General features: G+C 69.3%; 13 protein-coding genes. 4 read left to right on the top strand and 9 right to left on the bottom strand.

Features of this window, described 5'->3' with window-relative positions; translation table 11 throughout:
• Positions 1-19 precede the first annotated feature (19 nt).
• Complete coding sequence (gene lepA / locus AA0Y20_RS11070) at positions 20-1,870, bottom strand: translation elongation factor 4 (RefSeq protein ID WP_412939258.1); 1,851 nt, start codon at positions 1,868-1,870, stop codon at positions 20-22.
• Between the two features lie 271 nt (positions 1,871-2,141).
• On the opposite strand from lepA, the gene AA0Y20_RS11065 reads away from it, so the two are divergent.
• The 3 genes from AA0Y20_RS11065 to rpsT all read left to right on the top strand — a co-directional run bounded on the left by AA0Y20_RS11065 (position 2,142) and on the right by rpsT (position 8,260).
• Positions 2,142-7,031 carry an ExeM/NucH family extracellular endonuclease gene (locus AA0Y20_RS11065; protein WP_412939257.1) on the top strand — a complete coding sequence of 1,630 codons (4,890 nt, stop codon included), beginning with the start codon at positions 2,142-2,144 and terminating at the stop codon, positions 7,029-7,031.
• Between the two features lie 114 nt (positions 7,032-7,145).
• Positions 7,146-7,883: an alpha/beta fold hydrolase gene (locus AA0Y20_RS11060; protein WP_412939256.1), complete on the top strand. Its 738-nt coding sequence runs from the start codon at positions 7,146-7,148 to the stop codon at positions 7,881-7,883.
• A 116-nt stretch (positions 7,884-7,999) separates the two neighbouring features.
• On the top strand, positions 8,000-8,260 hold the full coding sequence (gene rpsT, locus AA0Y20_RS11055; protein ID WP_112614742.1) for a 30S ribosomal protein S20: 261 nt from the start codon (positions 8,000-8,002) through the stop codon (positions 8,258-8,260).
• 62 nt (positions 8,261-8,322) lie between these two features.
• On the opposite strand, the gene holA is transcribed toward rpsT, so the two are convergent.
• Both holA and AA0Y20_RS11045 read right to left on the bottom strand, forming a co-directional pair.
• Positions 8,323-9,363, bottom strand: coding sequence for a DNA polymerase III subunit delta (holA, locus tag AA0Y20_RS11050; RefSeq protein ID WP_412939255.1), 1,041 nt, complete (start codon positions 9,361-9,363; stop codon positions 8,323-8,325).
• 42 nt (positions 9,364-9,405) lie between these two features.
• Positions 9,406-10,521, bottom strand: a complete 1,116-nt coding sequence (locus AA0Y20_RS11045; RefSeq protein WP_071918104.1) for a zinc-binding alcohol dehydrogenase family protein — start codon at positions 10,519-10,521, stop codon at positions 9,406-9,408.
• A gap of 92 nt (positions 10,522-10,613) precedes the next feature.
• Here AA0Y20_RS11045 and AA0Y20_RS11040 point away from each other — a divergent pair, with 92 nt between their 5' ends.
• The gene (locus tag AA0Y20_RS11040) at positions 10,614-11,183 is read left to right on the top strand and encodes a TetR/AcrR family transcriptional regulator (RefSeq protein ID WP_137750341.1); all 570 of its coding nucleotides are present in this window, start codon (positions 10,614-10,616) and stop codon (positions 11,181-11,183) included.
• Positions 11,184-11,218: 35 nt separating this feature from the next.
• Here the strand turns inward: AA0Y20_RS11040 and AA0Y20_RS11035 are convergent, their stop codons facing one another.
• From AA0Y20_RS11035 to AA0Y20_RS11010, 6 genes are all read right to left on the bottom strand, one after another.
• Entirely contained in the window at positions 11,219-13,546 is a 2,328-nt protein-coding gene (locus AA0Y20_RS11035) for a ComEC/Rec2 family competence protein (protein WP_412939254.1), read from the bottom strand.
• Positions 13,543-14,157, bottom strand: coding sequence for a helix-hairpin-helix domain-containing protein (locus AA0Y20_RS11030; RefSeq protein WP_412939253.1), 615 nt, complete (start codon positions 14,155-14,157; stop codon positions 13,543-13,545). Before AA0Y20_RS11030 ends, AA0Y20_RS11035 begins: the two co-directional genes overlap by 4 nt.
• Before the next feature lie 68 nt (positions 14,158-14,225).
• On the bottom strand, positions 14,226-15,785 hold the full coding sequence (locus AA0Y20_RS11025) for an amino acid permease (RefSeq protein WP_412939252.1): 1,560 nt from the start codon (positions 15,783-15,785) through the stop codon (positions 14,226-14,228).
• A gap of 11 nt (positions 15,786-15,796) precedes the next feature.
• Positions 15,797-17,170, bottom strand: a complete 1,374-nt coding sequence (locus AA0Y20_RS11020; protein WP_088379951.1) for a glutamate decarboxylase — start codon at positions 17,168-17,170, stop codon at positions 15,797-15,799.
• Positions 17,171-17,375: 205 nt separating this feature from the next.
• Positions 17,376-17,891 carry a DUF4395 domain-containing protein gene (locus tag AA0Y20_RS11015; RefSeq protein ID WP_412939251.1) on the bottom strand — a complete coding sequence of 172 codons (516 nt, stop codon included), beginning with the start codon at positions 17,889-17,891 and terminating at the stop codon, positions 17,376-17,378.
• A 1-nt stretch (position 17,892) separates the two neighbouring features.
• Positions 17,893-18,321: a TlpA family protein disulfide reductase gene (locus tag AA0Y20_RS11010; RefSeq protein WP_036304871.1), complete on the bottom strand. Its 429-nt coding sequence runs from the start codon at positions 18,319-18,321 to the stop codon at positions 17,893-17,895.
• Positions 18,322-18,361: the final 40 nt, after the last annotated feature.

Here is an 18,361-nt window from a genome sequence, read left to right as displayed (position 1 = left end):
CTCGTTGCTCCCGGTGGGGCTACTTCTTGTCCTTGCCTTCGACGTCGCCCGACAGGGCGGCGATGAACGCCTCCTGCGGCACCTCGACGCGGCCGACCATCTTCATACGCTTCTTGCCCTCTTTCTGCTTCTCGAGGAGCTTGCGCTTGCGTGTGATGTCACCGCCGTAGCACTTCGCGAGGACGTCCTTGCGGATGGCTCGGATGTTCTCGCGGGCGATGATGCGCGCGCCGATGGCGGCCTGGATCGGCACCTCGAACTGCTGGCGCGGGATGAGCTTGCGCAGGCGCTCGGTCATCATCGTGCCGTAGGCGTAGGCCTTCTCGCGGTGGACGATCGAGCTGAACGCGTCGACCTTCTCGCCCTGCAGCAGGATGTCGACCTTCACCAGGTCGGCGGTCTGGGATCCCGCGGGCTCGTAGTCGAGGCTCGCGTAGCCCTGGGTCCGCGACTTCAGGTGGTCGAAGAAGTCGAAGACGATCTCGCCGAGCGGCATGTTGTACCGCAGCTCGACGCGGTCCTCGCTCAGGTAGTCCATGCCGAGCAGCGTGCCGCGACGCGACTGGCAGAGTTCCATGACGGTGCCAACGTAGTCCTTCGGGGCGAGGATGCCGACCTTCACCACCGGCTCGGAGACCTCCGCGACGCGCCCGTCGGGGTACTCGCTGGGGTTCGTCACCACGACCGTCTCGCCGGTGTCGGTCGCGACCTCGTAGGTCACCGAGGGTGCCGTGGTGATCAGGTCGAGACCGAACTCGCGCGACAGGCGTTCCGTGATGATCTCGAGGTGCAGCAACCCGAGGAAGCCGCAGCGGAAGCCGAAGCCGAGTGCGACGGAGGTCTCGGGCTCGTACTGCAGCGACGCGTCCGACAGCTTCAGCTTGTCGAGAGCCTCGCGGAGGTCGCCGTAGTCGCTGCCGTCGATCGGGTAGATGCCCGAGAACACCATCGGCTTCGGATCGGTGTATCCCGGCAGAGCCTCCGTCGCGGGCTTCCGATGATTGGTGATCGTGTCACCGACCTTGGACTGGCGGACGTCCTTCACGCCGGTGATGAGGTAGCCGACCTCGCCGACGCCGAGTCCCTTGGTCGGAATCGGCTCGGGGCTCGACACGCCGATCTCGAGGAGCTCGTGCGTCGCGCGCGTCGACATCATCTGGATGCGCTCGCGGGGCTCGAGCTTGCCGTCGACCATGCGGACGTAGGTGACGACGCCGCGGTAGGCGTCGTAGACGGAGTCGAAGATCATGGCGCGCGCGGGAGCGTCCGGGTTGCCGACAGGGGCGGGGATGCGGTCGACGATGCGATCCAGCAGCTCCTCGACGCCCATGCCGGTCTTGCCGCTGACGCGCAGGACGTCTTCCGGGTCGCCGCCGATCAGGTTCGCGAGCTCCGCCGCGTACTTCTCGGGATCGGCAGCCGGCAGGTCGATCTTGTTCAGCACCGGGATGATCTGCAGATCGTTCTCGAGCGCGAGATACAGGTTGGCCAGCGTCTGAGCCTCGATGCCCTGCGCGGCGTCGACGAGCAGGATGGCTCCCTCGCACGCGGCGAGGGAGCGACTGACCTCGTACGTGAAGTCGACGTGGCCGGGCGTGTCGATCATGTTGAGCGCGAACGTGCCGGAGTCCTTGGACCACGGCATCCGGACCGCCTGGCTCTTGATCGTGATGCCGCGCTCGCGCTCGATGTCCATGCGGTCGAGGTACTGGGCGCGCATGTCGCGGTCGGCGACGACGCCGGTGATCTGCAGCATCCGGTCGGCCAGCGTCGACTTGCCGTGGTCGATGTGGGCGATGATGCAGAAGTTGCGGATGAGCTCGGGCGGCGTTGCGGCAGGCGCGAGCGGCTGGAGTGCGCGCGGAGACATGTCCCGGAGAGTCTACCCGGGGCCGCGCGACGGCACTGCCGCGAACCCTCGCGCGCGGGATGGTACGAGGTCGGAGCTCGGACACGCCAGCTCTCAGCCTGGTGATAAACAATTAACCACTCCGCTACTTGCCGAACACATCGATGACGTCGAATGCTCAGTGCGGCGGCCGGTGGTTGCGCGATATCCCACGCGCCCGGTCCGCCCCCGGGAGAGCACCGTGATCACAGCAGACCCTGTCGCGCCCGCGCGACGCCCCTGGCAGAGATGGGTGGCCTCGAGCGCCGCCGTCGCGATCGTGGCGGGAGGTGTGGGGTGGGCCGCGGTGCCTGCGAGTGCCGCGGCCGGCACCGACGCGCCCGTCGTGATCAACGAGATCTACGGCGGCGGTGGCAACAACGGCGCTCCGCTGAACCGCGACTTCATCGAGCTGCGCAACACCTCGGATGCCGCTGTTTCGCTTGACGGCTGGAGCGTCCAGTACGCGTCGAGCACGGGAGCCAACTGGCAGGTGACAGCTCTCGCGGGTGCCTCGATCGAGCCCGGTGGGCACCTGCTGATCGGCCAGGCCGTCGGCGGCGACGCGGCACTGCCGGGCTTCACGGCCGACATCGAGGGATCCATCCCGATGAGCGGCACCCAGGGCAAGGTCGCGCTCGTGAACTCGACAGCCGCACTGAGCGGCGGATCGGGCCTCGCGCAGAACGACACGGTCGTCGACTACGTCGGGTGGGGCAACGCCACCGATTTCGCCGGTTCCGGCGCGGCACCGGCGACGACCAACGCGACGAGCATCGCTCGGGACGACCAGGGCGCGAACAGCGCCGACAACGGGGCCGACTTCACGGCCGGTGCGCCGACGCCCCAGGGCGCAGCCGGGACGATCCCCGAGCAGCCCGGTGAGCCGGAGCAGCCGGGAGAGCCCGAGCAGCCCGGTGAGCCGGAGCAGCCCGGCGACCCCACGACGGTGACGATCGCCGAGATCCAGGGCACGGGCGGTCGTTCGCCGCTCGACGGCCAGACGGTGACGACCGAGGGCATCGTGACCGCCCACTACCCCACCGGGGGGTTCGACGGCTACGTCATTCAGACCGGCGGCACGGGCGGCACGATCGATTTCCAGACGCACATGGCGTCGGATGCCGTGTTCGTCTACTCGCCGCAGGGCGTCGGCGAGGTCTCGCTGGGAGACACCGTGCGCGTCACCGGTGTCGTTGGCGACTACTTCGGCCTGACGCAGGTGAACGTGCCCGCCGGCGCGGCATCCCGGATCGATCCAGCCTCGCCCGTGGAGCCGGCGACCGTGGGGTGGCTCACGGATCCCGCGCAGCGCGAGTCGCTCCAGTCGATGGTGATCGCTCCGCAGGGCGACTTCGTCGTGGCAGACAACTACGAGCTCAACAAGTTCGGCGAACTCGTGCTGGCCACCGGCACGGAGCCCTTCCGGCAGCCGACCGACGTGGGCCGGCCGGGCTCGCCCGAGGCGGCCGCGGCCGTCAGCGATCGGGATGCGCGTCGCGTCGTATTGGACGACGGCTCGCGGACGAACCTCGGCGCCGCGAAGCTCACGCCGCCGTATGTCTCGACCACCGAGCCGGTCCGCGTCGGGGCGAGCGTCACGTTCGACGAGCCCGTCGTCCTCGACTACCGCAACAACACGTGGAAGTTCAACCCGATCCGTCACATCGTCGGCGACGGCACTCGTGACGACGGCATCACCGTCGAGAACACGCGCACGGCAGCACCCGCCGCGGTCGGCGGGGACGTCTCCGTCGCCTCGTTCAACGTCCTCAACTACTTCACGACGCTTGGCGTCGAGGACACCCGCTGCGAGAGCTACACCGACCGGGAGGGCAACGGCACGAACGTCAGCGGCGGCTGCACGCAGCGCGGTGCCTGGGATTCCGCATCGTTCGTGCGCCAGCGGGCCAAGATCGTCTCGGCCATCACGGCACTCGATGCATCCGTGGTGGGTCTCATGGAGATCGAGGACTCGGCGCGCCTCGGCGATGAACCCGACGCCGCCGTCGCTGCACTGGTGCGGGCTCTCAACGCCGCCGCGGGGTCGGAGCGCTGGGCATACGTCCCGTCGTCCTCGGAGCTGCCCGCAGCCTCGACCCGCGACGCGATCTCCAACGCGATCGTCTACCAGCCGGAGGAGGTCACTCCGATCGGTGCCGCCCGTGCCCTCGGCGACCAGTCCGGCAACGGCCAGGCGTTCCAGAACGCCCGCGAGCCGATCGGGCAGAGCTTCGCTCCGGCCGGGGGTGGCGAGGAGTTCTTCTTCGTCGTCAACCACTTCAAGTCGAAGGGGTCGGGCGATTCCGCCACGGACGGAGACGTCGACGCGAACGACGGCCAGGGAGCGTGGAACGCCTCTCGCGTGCGGCAGGCGGAGGCGCTCGACGCCTGGGTCGAGCAGGCGCGCGGCGATGTCGACGCCGTGGTTCTCGCCGGTGACTTCAACTCGTACTCACGCGAGGACCCGCTCGAGGTCCTGTACGAGGCGGGCTACGTCGATGCCGGCATCGCCTACGACCTCGCGCAGCCGACCTACCAGTACACGGAGCTCGCCGGCTCGCTCGACCACATCCTCATGAACGAGGCCGCGTTCGAGCGCTCCACCGGTGCCGACATCTGGAACATCAACGCCGCCGAGTCGATCTTCTTGGAGTACAGCCGGTACAACTACTTCCCGGTGGACTTCCACGATGACGGTCCCTACCGTTCGTCCGACCACGACCCCGTCAAGGTCGGTCTTGCGGCGGAGGCTGCGGCCCCGGACGAGCCGATCGATCTGACACTGCTCGGGATCAACGACTTCCACGGCCGCATCACCGGCGTCACGCCGGCCAAGCCCGCCGCCGGCGAAGTCGAGGCTCAGCCAGAGGTGCCCGGAACCGTCGGCTTCGCCGGAACGATCGAGGAGCTGCGTGCCGCCGCACCCGACGCTGTGCTGCTGTCGGCCGGCGACAATATCGGGGCTTCGCTCCCGGCGTCGTCCCTGGCGCAGGACGAGCCGACGATCGACGTGCTGAACGCTCTCGATCTGCGGGCGAGCGCCGTGGGCAACCACGAGTTCGATCGCGGCTTCGCCGATCTGCGCGACCGTGTCATCCCGCGCGCCGACTTCTCGCACCTCGGGGCGAACGTCTACGCCGCCGGCACGAGCGAGCCGCAGTTCGACGAGTACGAGCTCATCGAGTCTCAGGGCCTCACGATCGGCGTCATCGGCGTCGTGACGGAGGAGACCGCGTCGCTGGTGAGCGGGGCGGGCATCGCCGGACTCGAGTTCGGCGACCCCGTCGAAGCGGTCAACCGTGTCGCGGCCGACCTCACCGACGGCATCGGCGATCAGGCCGACGTCATCGTGGCGCTTTATCACGAGGGTGCGGCCGACAGCGCGGCGGATGCGAGCCTCGATGAGGCCGTGGCCGACAGTGCGGTCTTCGCTCGCATCGTCACCGAGACCTCACCCGAGGTCGACGCCATCTACACCGGCCACACCCACAAGCTGTACGCGTGGTCGGCGCCGATCCCGGGAACGGACCGCACGCGACCGATCGTCCAGACCGGCTCGTACGGCGAGTTCGTCGGCAAGATCGTCCTCTCGGTCGACCCGACGAGCGGCGAGGTCGTCTCGCACACGCAGGAGAACGTCGGGCAGACCGAGACGCCCGCCGCGGACCTGATCGCGACCTACCCGCGCGTCGCCGAGGTCGACGAGATCGTCCGGCAGGCGCTGGCGAACTTCGCCGAGATCGGCAACACGCCGGTCGCGACGATCTCCGCCGACATCACGAGCGCCTACTCGGGCGGCTCCTACGTCGACGGCGCCTACGCCGGCGGCAAGCGCGACGATCGAGCGTCGGAGTCCTCGCTCGGGAACCTCGTCGCGGAGTCGATCCGATCGAACCTCGCGAACCTGCCGAACGGTGCGCAGATCGGCGTGACCAACTCGGGCGGGCTCCGGGCCGACCTCTTCGACACGCAGGCCGAATTCGGTGCGAGCGCCGTCGCCGGGGTGCCCGATGGCACGATCACGTGGGGGCAGGCGTACGCGGTGCTGCCGTTCAACAACACCATGGCGCTGGTGACGCTCACGGGTGCCGACTTCGTGCGCGTGCTCGAGCAGCAGTGGCAGCGCGACAAGGACGGCAAGGTGCCGTCGCGCCCGTACCTGCAGCTGGGACTGTCCGACAACGTGACCTACACGTTCGACGACACCCGGCCCGAGGGAAGTCGGATCACCTCGGTCACGGTCGACGGGCAGCCGCTCGATCTCGACGCGGAGTACCGCATCGGTACGCTCTCGTTCCTGGCGACCGGCTCGGGAGACAACTTCCGCGCCTTCGCAGCGGGCACCGACTACGTCGACACCGGCTTCCTCGATCACGAGGCCTGGATCGAGTACCTCGGCGACCAGCAGCCCGTCGCGCCGTCGTTCACGAAGCACGCCGTTCGTGTCCAGGGCGTCCCCGAGACCGCGGCTGCGGGCTCGACGCTCGAGCTGACCGTGTCGAACCTCGATATGACGAGCCTCGGCGCACCTCAGAACGGTGCGGTGGATGTCTCGCTGAACGGTCAGGCGATGACGACCGCAGCGGTCGCGGGCGGAAGCGCTGTCGTCTCGGTGCCGCTTCCGGCGGATCTCTCGGACCGCGTCGCCGAGCTCGTCCTGACGACGGATGCCACGGAGACGACGGTCGCCATCCCCGTTCGGATCGGCGAGCCGAGCACCAAGCCGGGTACCGGGCCGGGAGAGGGCGCGTGGGCGCAGGTGGAGCTCTCAACCACGCGGGTCGAGCAGGGCGGGTTCATCGATGTGCGGGTGTCGGGCCTCGGGCCCGGCCAGCAGATCGGTGCGACCCTGTTCAGCGAGCCGATCGAGGTACGCGGCATCCCGGCCGCAGACGGCTCCGGTGTCACCTCGTTCCGAGTGGCGATCCCCGCGGACTTCGCCGTGGGAGACCACACGCTGCGGATCTCGACGGCCGGCGAGGAGCCGTTGGAGTTCGCGATCACCGTGGTCCGCTCGGGGCAGCTCGCGGTGACCGGCGCGGAGACGCCGCTGGGCGTCCTGCTCGCGGCAGCGATGCTCCTCGTCGCGGGCGGCGTCATCGCTGTGTCGCGGCGACGAGGCGCCGTGTCGGAGCGATGAGTTCGCACGCACGCTGATGCGGGGTGGGGGCGGCCGGGATGACCGGTCGCCCCCACTCATTCATCTGCACGCCGGGCGCTCCCCCGCACGGGGTCGGGTCCGTAGGGTGGAAGCATGACCGCGCAGGTGGTGCTCGTGCACGGGATCCGGACCTCGGCCACCATGTGGCGCGCGCAGGTCGCCCATCTCGAACAGCGGAACATCCCCGTGACCGCGCTCGACCTGCCCGGGCACGGCACTCGGATGGCCGAGACTTTCACTCTCGACGGTGCGTTCGCCACGATCGACGATGCGGTCCGGGATGCCGCCGAGCGCGGTCCGGTCCTGCTCGTCGGTCACTCGATGGGCGGGCTGCTCAGCACCGCCTACGTCGGCCGAGAGGAGCGCCCTCCGGTGTCGGCCTTCATCGCCGCATCCTGCACTGCGATCCCCCGTGGATTCGGCCTCGCGGTGTACCGAGCCCTGGCCCTCGGGTTCGACCGCCTGCCCGGCCGTGGCCAGCGGATCACCGATTGGGTCCTCGACCGCACGCTCCCCGTCGAGACCCGGCCGGACTTCGGCGCCGGCGGATACGCCTACGACGCGCAGGACGTCGCACTGGCCAGCCTGTCGGTGCTCGACCTGCTCGCGGCCATCCGACGGATCGACGTCCCGACCTGGTTCGTGAACGGTCAGTACGACCAGCTGCGGGCGAATGAGCGGCTGTTCGCGAAGCTCGCGCCCGAGGCGGAGCTGATCGTCGTCCCCCGCACCAGCCATCTCGTGACGGCCATGCGACCGCGCGTGTTCAACGCCGTCATCGATCTCGCCCTCGCGACCCTCGCGAATACCGGCTCCCGCGACGCGACCTGATAGACTCTCAAGTCGGCTTGCCGTGTGGGTTCCTCCCTCACACGACCGCCGTGCGGCATCCCTCTACTGTCGCTCGGCACATCCACCGAAAACTCCGAACGAAAGATACGTCGAACGTGGCGAACATCAAGTCGCAGATCAAGCGCAACAAGACCAACGAGAAGGCGCGCGAGCGCAACAAGGCCGTCAAGAGCGCGCTGAAGACCGAGGTGCGTCGCACCCGTGAGGCCATCGCCGCCGGCGACAAGGCAGCAGCCGAGAAGGCGCTGGCCAAGGCCACGAAGAAGCTCGACAAGGCCGTGAGCAAGGGCGTCATCCACGAGAACCAGGCTGCGAACCGCAAGTCGGCTATCGCGAAGCAGGTCGCCGCTCTCTGAGCCGCTGATGCCGAAAGGCCCGTCCCCGTGTGGGGCGGGCCTTTCGCTTTCCCGCTGCGCGGTCAGGACCCGTAGGGTGACCGCGTCGCGATGACGGTGACGAGCCGCTCGACCGCGAACACGGGGTCGCGCGAGGCGCCCTTCACCTCGGCATCCGCGCGGGCGGCCGCTTGGATCGCGGTCGCGAGGGCGGATTCCGTCCAGCCGACGAGGTCGCGCTTGGCGCGGTCGACCTGCCAGTCCTTCATGCCGAGCCGGGCAGCGAGCGCGGCGGACGGCTCGCGGGTGCCGACGACGCGGGCCATGGTGCGCAGCTTCGAGGCGATCGCGGCGACGAGCGGCACGGGGTCGGCCCCGCTGGCCAGAGCATGCCGCAGCGTGACGAGCGCCTCGCCGTAGCGGCCGGCGATCGCGGTGTCGGCGACGGCGAAGGCAGTCGTCTCGACGCGGCCCCCGTAATACCTCTCGACGACCTGGTCGCCGATGTCACCGGGCACGTCCGAGATGAGCTGCTGACAGGCGGCCGCGAGCTCGGTCAGGTCATCGGCGAACGCGGAGACGAGGCTGCGCAGAGCGGACGGGGCGATGCGCTTGCCCGCGGCCTTGAACTCGCCCGCAGCGAAGTCGAAGCGATCGGAGTCGCGCTTGATCGCGGGAACCGAGATCTCGACCCCGTCCCCGGTGCCCGCACGGATCGCCTCGAGAAGCTTCTTGCCTCGGACGCTCGCACCCGTGTGCCGCAGAACGATCGTGGCGCCCTCCTGCGGGTTCTCGAGATACGCGAGAGCCTCGGTGAGGAAGGCGTCGGAGCACTTCTCGACGCCCGCGACGCGCACGAGGCGCGGCTCGCCGAAGAGCGAGGGCGAGGCCATTCCCAGCAGGGTGCCGGCGGAATAGTCGTCGGCGCGGATGTCGGAGACCTCGAGGCTCGGGTCTTCGGCCTTCAGATAGTCGCGGAGCCCGGCGATGGCGCGCTCCGCGCACACCTCTTCGGGGCCCGCGACGAGCACGATCGGGGCCGGTTCCGGCGAACGCCAGGACAGCTGCCGGATGGCCGATTTCGCGGCGCCGCGGGCGGCAGGACGTCGGGGGCTCGGCGGCATGCTCCCAGCCTAATCGCGACCACCGACCCCGATCGGTGGTCGCTACAGGCGGACGACGAGCTTTCGGGCGGAGACGCCTGCGTGAAGCAGATTCAGCGCGTGTTGAATGCTCTCCAGGCCTTCCCCAACGATTTCGGCCTCGGGGGCGCAGACATGCCGGCCCTCGGCGAGAGCCCCGGGCAAGTACTTCTCCCACAGCATGGGTCCGACGCTGCTGGTCATGAGAGAGCTCCCCCACACGAACCTGGCGGTGATGCCGTGGCGGCGAGCCCGAGCCTGCGTCGCGAGCTGGGACAGCCCGATCGTCGTCATCGTCCGCAGGAACGCGATGCTCGGGCCACCGCGGCGGGGAAGCGTCGTGAAGGCGACCGGCGGGCTCAGGAGAGCGACGCGACGGGCACCGGCCGTGGCTGCGATCCTCACCGCGGCATCGCCCGAGCCCGCCCCGATCGCGACCACGCCGGCGAGGGGGCGGTCTCCGACGCCCGAGACGATGGCTGCGACGGCTCCGGGCTCGCGATAGTCCACGACGAGCTCCGCGCCGAGCTCGCGCATTCGGGACTCGTTATGCGGTGAGGCGGTGGTGATGACGCGATAGCCCGCCGCGACCGCCAGCTGGATCGCGTTGCTCCCCACGCTCGTCGAGCCGCCCCACACGACCAGGGTCTCCCGCGTCGGTGCTGCGTCAGCGGTCGGGGTGCGGAGTGCGAGCTGATCGTCCTGGAAGAGTGCCGTGGCCGCCGTCGAGACGGCGAGCGGCAGCACCGCGGCCTGCTCGAACGAAAGACCGTCGGGCAACGGGGTCGCGAGATCTTCTCGCACGACGACGTAGAGCTGGAACGCGCCCTCCGCCTCATGGCGTCGGCCGCGCTCCATCCCGACCGCGTAGGCGGCGACGCGGTCGCCCACCGCGAAGCGCGTCACGCCCTCCCCCACGGCGGCGACCTCGCCCGCGACATCCTCTCCGAGCACCGCGGGATAGCCCAGCCAGCGGTACATCAGATCGCCGGTCCATTGCTTGACGTCATCGAGCGGGTTCACCGCGACCGCCCGGCTGCGGATGAGGATCTCGCCCGGGCCCGGCTCGTGCAGCGCGGCGGGCCCGACGACGAGATCGGCTCGCGGAGACGGGAGCCAAGCGGCGGCGTTCGATGACATGGGGCGGGCTCCGTTCCGAGAGGTGATGACATTGTGTGTCATCAATGCGTCCGCTAATGATGACACACAATGTCATCGGGTAGGCTCGCCCCATGCCACGCTGGGCCCCCGACGCCGCACTGCGCCTGGAACAAGCCGCCATCGAGCTGTTCCGGTCGCAGGGGTATGCGGCCACCACGGTGCCGCAGATCGCGGAACGGGCGGGTCTGACCACGCGGACGTTCTTCCGTCACTTCCCCGACAAGCGCGACGTGCTGTTCCTCCGTGAGCGCGAGTTTCCGGATGTCGTTGCCGACCTGCTCGCCGCCGCGCCCGACGGGCTCGACCCGATGGCACTGGCCATGCATGGGTTGCTCGCCGTCATGCCTGAGCTCGAGGCCTGGCGCGACGCGATCCGCGAGCGCCGATCGATCATCGCGACCGATGCGCATCTCATCGAGCGCGAGCGATCGAAGTCCGCGGTTCTGGCGCAGGCGATCCGCGACGGGCTCCGGCGGCGCGGTGCCGATCACATCGACGCTCTGCTCGTCTCCCAGACAGTCGTGGGGCTCTTCGACACCGCGCTCGAGCTGTGGACCGCCGAGGACTGCACCGCGACGCTGACCGCGATCATCACCGACTCGTACGCGCGTCTGGCCCAGCTTGTCGCCCCGCCCGAGTAGCCGCTGGCCCGGGCGACGCGGACGGAATCCGCGTTTCATCCCGGTGGCGGGACGCGCTGGCGCCACACCCGGATGCCGCCATCGGTCACGGTGAGTGCTGCTGCTCCGGTTTCGTCGGTGCGGACGATCTCCTGCCCGAGCGAGCGCAGGAGGGCGATGGTCTCCTCGCGCGGATGGCCGTAGGAATTCTCCCCCACCCCGATCAGCGCGACACGTGCGCCGAGCCGGCCGTACAGCGACTCGGCTTGGTCTGCGCTGCCATGGTGCGACACCTTGACGACGTCGTATGTCGACCGCAGCGCGGCGCCGAGGGTCAGCTGGGGCGTCTCCGAGAGATCGCCGAGAAGCAGGACGGCGGGAATCCCGCCGCCGCGGACATCGATCACGACGCTCGAATCGTTGCCGGGCGCGAACCCGCTCGCGCTCCTGCGCGGCCACAGTACTTCCCAGTCGGCGCCGCCCAGCGCCCCCGCCATGCCGGCGGAAGCCGTGCGGACCGACGCTCCGGCTGCGGCGAGTCGCGCGAGCAGCTGATCCTCCTGCGAGTCCGCGACCGGGCCGTGGAGGACGGCGCCGACGCGCCCGATGACCGCGTCGGTGCCGCCGACGTGGTCGAGGTCGAAGTGGGTGAGAACGAGGAGATCGATGCGGCTGACCCCGAACCGGTCCAGACACGCACCGAGTGCCTCGGGGTCGGGGCCGGTGTCGACGAGCGCGACAGCGTCGCGCGAGCGCAGGAGAACCCCGTCGCCCTGGCCCACGTCGCAGACAGCGATCGCCCAGTCATCGGGGGTCCGCGCCCGCTCGAGCGGTACCGTCACGAGGCCCGAGCCGACCACCCCGCCCAGGGCGAGAGCGACCAGCGCCGTCGAGGCGCGACGAACCCGGCGAGGGGTGCCGGGAAGCACAGCCAGCAGCAGGGCGGTGCAGAGGGCCGCCGCGAGCACGACACCCGGCGCGTCGGGGAACCAGGCGATCGAGTTGCCGGGGACGTTGTCGACCGCCTGTGCGGTGGCTGCGATCCAGGCGCACGGGACCCAGGCGATCGCGGTCAGGCCGTTCGCCAACAGCGGCGCCCCGACGCTCAGGCACGCCGCGAGCCCGGCGATGGTCGCCAGCGGTGCCGCGGGCGCGGTCAACGCGTTGGCGAGCACGGCGTACACCGGCAGTCGCGGATCGATCATCACCAGGATCGGAGTGCACGCGAGCTGCGCGGCGGCGGGTACGGCGATGGCGAGCGCGAGGGGGCGCGGCATGAAACGTCGTAGCGAGTCGCTCACGGGGCCGGCGAACAGGATCAACGCTGCGGTCGCGGCCGACGACAGCGCGAACCCGATGCTGCCTGCGAGCCAGGGATCGGCGATCAGGCAGATGACGATCGCGAGGCACAGAACGGACGCCCCCGCACCAGCGCGCCCGAGCAACGCTGCGAGCATCGATATAGCGGCCATGGCGGCCGCCCGCACGACGCTCGGCTCTGGTGAGACGAGGATCACGAAGCCCGAGAGCGCCGCGAGCCCGATCGTGACGCGCCACGGACGGCGCAGCCCCAGCATCCCGGCGCCGAGGAACGCTATTCCGACGACGAGCGCGCAGTTCGCCCCGGAGACCGCGGTAAGATGCGAAAGCGACGCCGTCTTCATCTGCACATCGAGCTCGGCAGTGACCCCGGCCGTGTCTCCGACCGCGAGGCCTGCGACGAGGCCCGCGCCCGGCTGCGGCAGCGAAGAAGCCTGTGTGAGCAGCGCCGTCCGGAGCGTGGAAGCCAGTGCGAGAGGACCCCGCGGCTGCGCGACGACCTCCGGCGGATCGCTCGCCGTGATGATGAGGACCGCCCGCTCCCCCGACCGGGCGGGCGCGGCGGAGCCGGTGAGCAAGACGGTGGCACCCAGATCGAGACCGACGGAACGCTCGGCTGTGCGGACGACCACTGGCACCCGGGTCGCGGTGACGTCGCCGCCGGCGCGGACGCTGGTAGCCACGGCATCGAAACGCCAGCCCGTCGCAGAGCTCTCGATCTTTCCCGTGACATCGGCCTCGATCGCCACCACCCGCCCGCCGGTGAGGGGCAACGCGAGGACCCGATCTCGGTCGGGCACGCTCATCGCGGTGTGCGACACGGCAGCCGCCGCGAAGGCGAGCGTGACGGTGGCGATGGCGATGCCGGTCCGCCGTGGGCGTGAGTCGTCGCAGAACCGGCGACGGAGGATCGTCACCGCCAGCATCCCCGTCGCGGCCGTCCAGAGCGCGGCCGCCAGGATTCCCGCGACGTCGGGATCGTTCGTCGTCACGAGTGCGGCGACCCAGACACCGACCGCGACGGGCAGCAAGCGGAGGTCGCGACGGCGGATGCGGCCGCTCACACGCGCACCCGGTCCCGCAGTGACTCGAGCACCTTCTCGCCGATCCCCGACACCGCCAGCAGGTCTTCGACGCTCGTGAATCGCCCGTTCTCTTCGCGCCAGGCGATGATCCTCTCGGCCAGCGCAGGGCCGACCCGTGGGAGGGTGTCGAGCGCAGCGGCATCCGCGGTATTGAGATCGACGAGGCCGTCTGCACCGGCCCCGCCGGACGACCCACCGTCTGCCGATTCGGGGGGCGCTTGACCGGGCTCGGGGACGAAGAGCTGCTCGCCGTCGGTGACGGTGCGCGCGAGGTTCACTCCAGCCGGATCAGCGGTGTCGCTGAAACCGCCCGCCGCGGCGACGGCGTCGATCACGCGCGCGTCGGCTTCGAGGCGATACAACCCGGGGCTCACGACGGCGCCGTGGACGTGGACGTAGACGGCGGCGGTGCCGGTGTCGCCGTGAGCCTCGACCGTCGGGCTCACGGCCGGGGTCACCACCGACGCCGGCGCCGCGAGAGAGCGGATCATGCCGATCGCGACGGTGACCGCCGCCGCTGCGAGGACGAGGACGATCAGCGCCCCGACGCTCCAGCGGCGCCGGGCCGGAGCGGGGTCGGGAGCAGTCACGCCGTCAGGCTAGGCGGGATGCTCCCGACCGTTCCCTTCCCCGTCGTCGCTGCGGAACAACCTGCGCGTCACCCCGTGTGGGGAGAGCCCGGCGACTCGTCCGGGCGCCGTCGACTTGTCGGCAGAGATCCCGAATCCACTCCGGCGGGTGGATCCGCCTCATGGGTGACCGGAACGCTCTTGTCCTCCGCGGTGCGCATGTCCCACGACGGCTTGCGCACGGCGTAGAAGATGAGCGGCGGAGCCCCGAGGACGATGATCACCAGCCCGACGATCCAGGGATAAAGCGCCGGAGAGAAGGCGCTGAACCCCGACGGCGGGATGAACGAGAACACGAACGCGGCGAGGCTCGCGAGGAACCCGACACCGGCGACCAGCCCCATGGCCGGTACCCGATACGTGCGCTTCACGCCCGGCTGCGTCCGTCGGAGCACGAGCGCAGCGGCGAACATCATCATGTACATGATCAGGTAGAGCGCCGCGGCCATGTCGATCAGTGCCACGAATGCCGCGCTCACGTTGGGAACGATGATGAAGATCGCCGCCAGGATCGTGACGATCGTGCCCTGCAGCATGAGGATGCCCGACTGCACGCCGGCCTTGTTCTTCTTCTGCAGCAGCGGCGGGAGCAGCCCGGTCTCCGCTGCTGCGAGCACGCCCTTGGACGGGCCCGCGATCCAGGTGATCACCGAGGCGAGCGCGCCCGCCGCGATGAGCGCCGACATCGCGGCCGTCGCCCACTGCCCCACGCCCCAGTGCTGGAAGTACTCCTGGAAGGCGAGCATGATGCCATTCGTCAGCCCGAGCTCCTCCTGCGGCACCGCAACCGAGATGGCGAGGGTCGGCAGGATGAACACCAGCAGGATCAGGATCGACGAGATGAGGATCGAACGCGGGAAACCGCGGCCCGGGTCTTTCATCTGATTCACGTGGACCGCGTTGACCTCCATGCCGGCGTAGGCGAGGAAGTTCGACACGATCAGCACGATCGATGCGATGCCGGTGAACGGCGGGATCACCGCGTCGGGCGTGAGCGGCACCTGGCTCTTCTCGCCGCCGAAGACCCAGATCGCTCCGAAGACGATGAGGATGGCCGCCGGGAGCAGCGTGCCGAGGATGCCGCCCCAGGAGCCCAGTTTTGCGAAGAGATTCCCGCCGCGGAGCGTCACCAGCGTCGAGCCCCAGTACAGCACGAGGATCACCACTGCCGTGAAGAAGCCCGAGCTCGACAGTGACGGATCGAGGAAGACGAACGCGAGCGCGGCCGCGATGAACGCCAGCTGCGTGGGGTACCACACGACGTTCTGGATCCATTGGAGCCAGACGGCGGTGAAGCCCCAGCGGTTGCCCATCGCTTCACGGATCCAGACGTAGATGCCGCCTTTCCAGCCCGTTGCGAGCTCTGCCGCGACCAGTGCTGTCGGAATCAGGAAGAAGATCGCCGGGAGGATGTACAGGGTCACGCTGCCGAGGCCGAAGACCGCCATCGCCGGCAGCGAGCGAAGACTGGCGACGACCACGAGCGTCAGCAGCGCGAGTTGGCCGACACCGAGGTAGGTCGTGACGCTCGACCGAGGCGCGAGGGGATGGTTCGGCGTCGTACGGGAGGATGGCTGAGACGTGGACATGACGACGCGCCTCAGTGGTGGAACGCCGAATTCGCGGCGGCCGTGGGCATGGGCGACTGCAGGCCGTCGAGGTACGCCACCTCACGCTGGATGTCGGCCAGCAGCGACTGAGCGAGGTCCATGCTCAACCCATTGCGCACGACGATGCGCTGCACCGTGATGTCGGTGAGATCGTCCGGCATCGGATAGGCCGGCACCAGCCAGCCGCGCATCCGCAGTCGATCCTGCAGGTCGTACAGCGTCCAGTTGTCGGTGTGTCCCTTCTTCAAGCGCCACGCGAACACCGGGATGTCGCTTCCGTCGTTCCACAGCTCGAACGCATCGAGCGCGCCGATCCCGGCGGCGAGATACTTCGCGACGTCCTGCGACTCCTGTTGAACGGCACGGTATCCCTCGAAGCCGAGCCGGAGGAACAGGTAGTACTGGAGCAGCACCTGAGCGCCCGGCCGCGAGAAGTTCAGCGCGAACGTCGGCATCTCGCCACCGAGATAGCTCACCTGGAAGACGAGGTCTTGGGGCAGCCACCGCGCTTCGCGCCACACGACCCAGCCGAGGCCCGGATACACCAGGCCGTACTTGTGGCCCGAGGTGCTGATTGAGTGCACCCGCTCCAGCCGGAAGTCCCAGACCAGGTCGGGCTGCAGGAAGGGGGCGATCATCCCGCCCGATGCGCCGTCGACGTGAATAGGGATGTCGAGACCGGTGTGTTCCTGGATCGCGTCGAGCGCAGCAGCGATCTGCGCGACGGGCTCGTACATCCCGGTGTACGTCACGCCCATGATCGCGACGACGCCAATCGTGTTCTCGTCGACGTATTTCTCCAGGTCGTGGCCGTCGAGCGTCTTGTGCTCCTCCGTGATCGGAACGAACCGGGGCTCGACGTCGAAGTAGTTGCAGAACTTCTCCCAGCACACCTGCACGGCGCTCGACATGACGAGGTTCGGAGTGGACGCGTCCTTGCCCTGGGCACGGCGGAGCTGCTGCCAGCGGCGCTTGAACGCGAGCCCGCCGAGCATGCACGCCTCCGAAGAGCCGATGGTCGAGGTGCCGATGCTGTGCCCGGCATCCGGCGAGTTCCACAGATTGGCGAGCATCCGCCAGCAATTGTCCTCGATGGCCGCGGTCTGCGGGTACTCATCCTTGTCGATCATGTTCTTATCGAAAGACGAGGTGTAGACGTCCTTCGCCTCGTCATCCATCCACGTGCTCACGAACGTGGCGAGGTTCAGACGCGCATTTCCGTCGAGGATCGTTTCATCCTCGACGATCTGCTTCGCGGTCGCGGGAAGCGATTCGTTTTGGGGAATCACGTGCCGCGGCGCACCCTTCGCCTCCGTGGGCCTGGTGAACAGAGGGGCTGCGGGGCTGATCGTTTCGTCGTTCATTTCGTCTCCTCATTGCACGCCGAATAGAGGCGGCGAGGGGTCGACCGTGTCCCCGCGGTCGAAGCCGCCCCTGTGAATGCCACCCAAGTTAGGACGGGCCTCCAGGCGTCACAAGGGGGGTCGACGACACCGCGAATCGACCCCGAACCTGGAGTTCAGAAACCGGATCAGGCGCAGAAATCGGAGGAGGTACGGTCAGAGCGGGCTACGCCCGCGCACGCCCGAGAAGACCCGCCCGCTGCAGCAGCAGATACATCTGGCAGCCGAGGCAGAAGCCGAACGCGGCATTCAGGAATGCGGCTGCGAACGCCAGCGCAGCCGCGATGGGCAATGCCCACGGAACGCCTGCGAGATGCAGCAGCAGCCCTGCCGCGGTCACCGTGAGGCCCACACCCTGCGCGAAGCGCGGCGGACGCGCGTCCTCGAACTCTCGCGGGGGTGACAGGCGCGGCCGCACGACGCGGCGGAAGAGCACCGCCCAGGGCGCGGTCCGCGGTGACACGACGCCCCACAGGAACAGGAGCGCCGCGAGGAGCACGAGCAGGAAGCCCCCATCGGCGACCCGATCGGCGAGTGGCGCGGCTCCGAGGCGCCACTCGGCACCCGTCGGCGCCGTCGCGATTCCGAGCAGCGATGCGAGGAAAGCCGCGAGCAGCAGGACGGCCGTGATGGATGCCGCGAAGCGTGGCGCACGGACGTCGAGACGTTCGATCGCGGTCATCTCACGCCTCCTGCAGCAGACGGGTGAGCTCGGTCTCGAGCGCGGACCGATCCGGGACTCCACCCGTGCGCTGACGCACCCTCCCGGTGCCGTCGAGCACGAGCACCGTGGGTGTCTGCATGACGTCGAACCGGCGAGTGAGGTCGGGACGATGCGTCAGGTCCACCTCGACGTGTCGGACGCCGTCGTGGTCCCCCGCGAGCGACGTCAGCACGCGCCGCGCCGCGGGGCACCGAGAGCACAGCTCGGTGCTGAACTGCAGCAGGGTCGCGGACTGGCCGAAGGCCGGCGTGCCGACCATCGAGGGAGTCAGGAGCTCACCGTCTGCGACGTCGTGCGTACGACCGCGCGAGCGCCGGGCGATCATGCCGATCGCTGCGACGAACGCGACGAGCACGATGGTCAGGACGACGGCGGGAAGCGGCTGCACGATCGCCACGGTAGTCCGCGGGTGACGGCGGCGGGGGAAG

Origin of the sequence: Microbacterium pratiae, assembly GCF_047302165.1 — a bacterium.
GTDB lineage: Bacteria > Actinomycetota > Actinomycetes > Actinomycetales > Microbacteriaceae > Microbacterium.
This window is presented reverse-complemented; position numbering and strand designations above follow the sequence as displayed.

What these genes read in the sequence shown, in the direction of transcription:
- lepA (WP_412939258.1), bottom strand. Translation starts at nt 1,870, where the DNA reads ATGTCTCCGCGCGCACTCCAGCCGCTCGCGCCTGCCGCAACGCCGCCC.
- AA0Y20_RS11060 (WP_412939256.1), top strand. Translation starts at nt 7,146, where the DNA reads ATGACCGCGCAGGTGGTGCTCGTGCACGGGATCCGGACCTCGGCCACC.
- holA (WP_412939255.1), bottom strand. Translation starts at nt 9,363, where the DNA reads ATGCCGCCGAGCCCCCGACGTCCTGCCGCCCGCGGCGCCGCGAAATCG.
- AA0Y20_RS11045 (WP_071918104.1), bottom strand. Translation starts at nt 10,521, where the DNA reads ATGTCATCGAACGCCGCCGCTTGGCTCCCGTCTCCGCGAGCCGATCTC.
- AA0Y20_RS11040 (WP_137750341.1), top strand. Translation starts at nt 10,614, where the DNA reads ATGCCACGCTGGGCCCCCGACGCCGCACTGCGCCTGGAACAAGCCGCC.
- AA0Y20_RS11025 (WP_412939252.1), bottom strand. Translation starts at nt 15,785, where the DNA reads ATGTCCACGTCTCAGCCATCCTCCCGTACGACGCCGAACCATCCCCTC.
- AA0Y20_RS11020 (WP_088379951.1), bottom strand. Translation starts at nt 17,170, where the DNA reads ATGAACGACGAAACGATCAGCCCCGCAGCCCCTCTGTTCACCAGGCCC.
- AA0Y20_RS11015 (WP_412939251.1), bottom strand. Translation starts at nt 17,891, where the DNA reads ATGACCGCGATCGAACGTCTCGACGTCCGTGCGCCACGCTTCGCGGCA.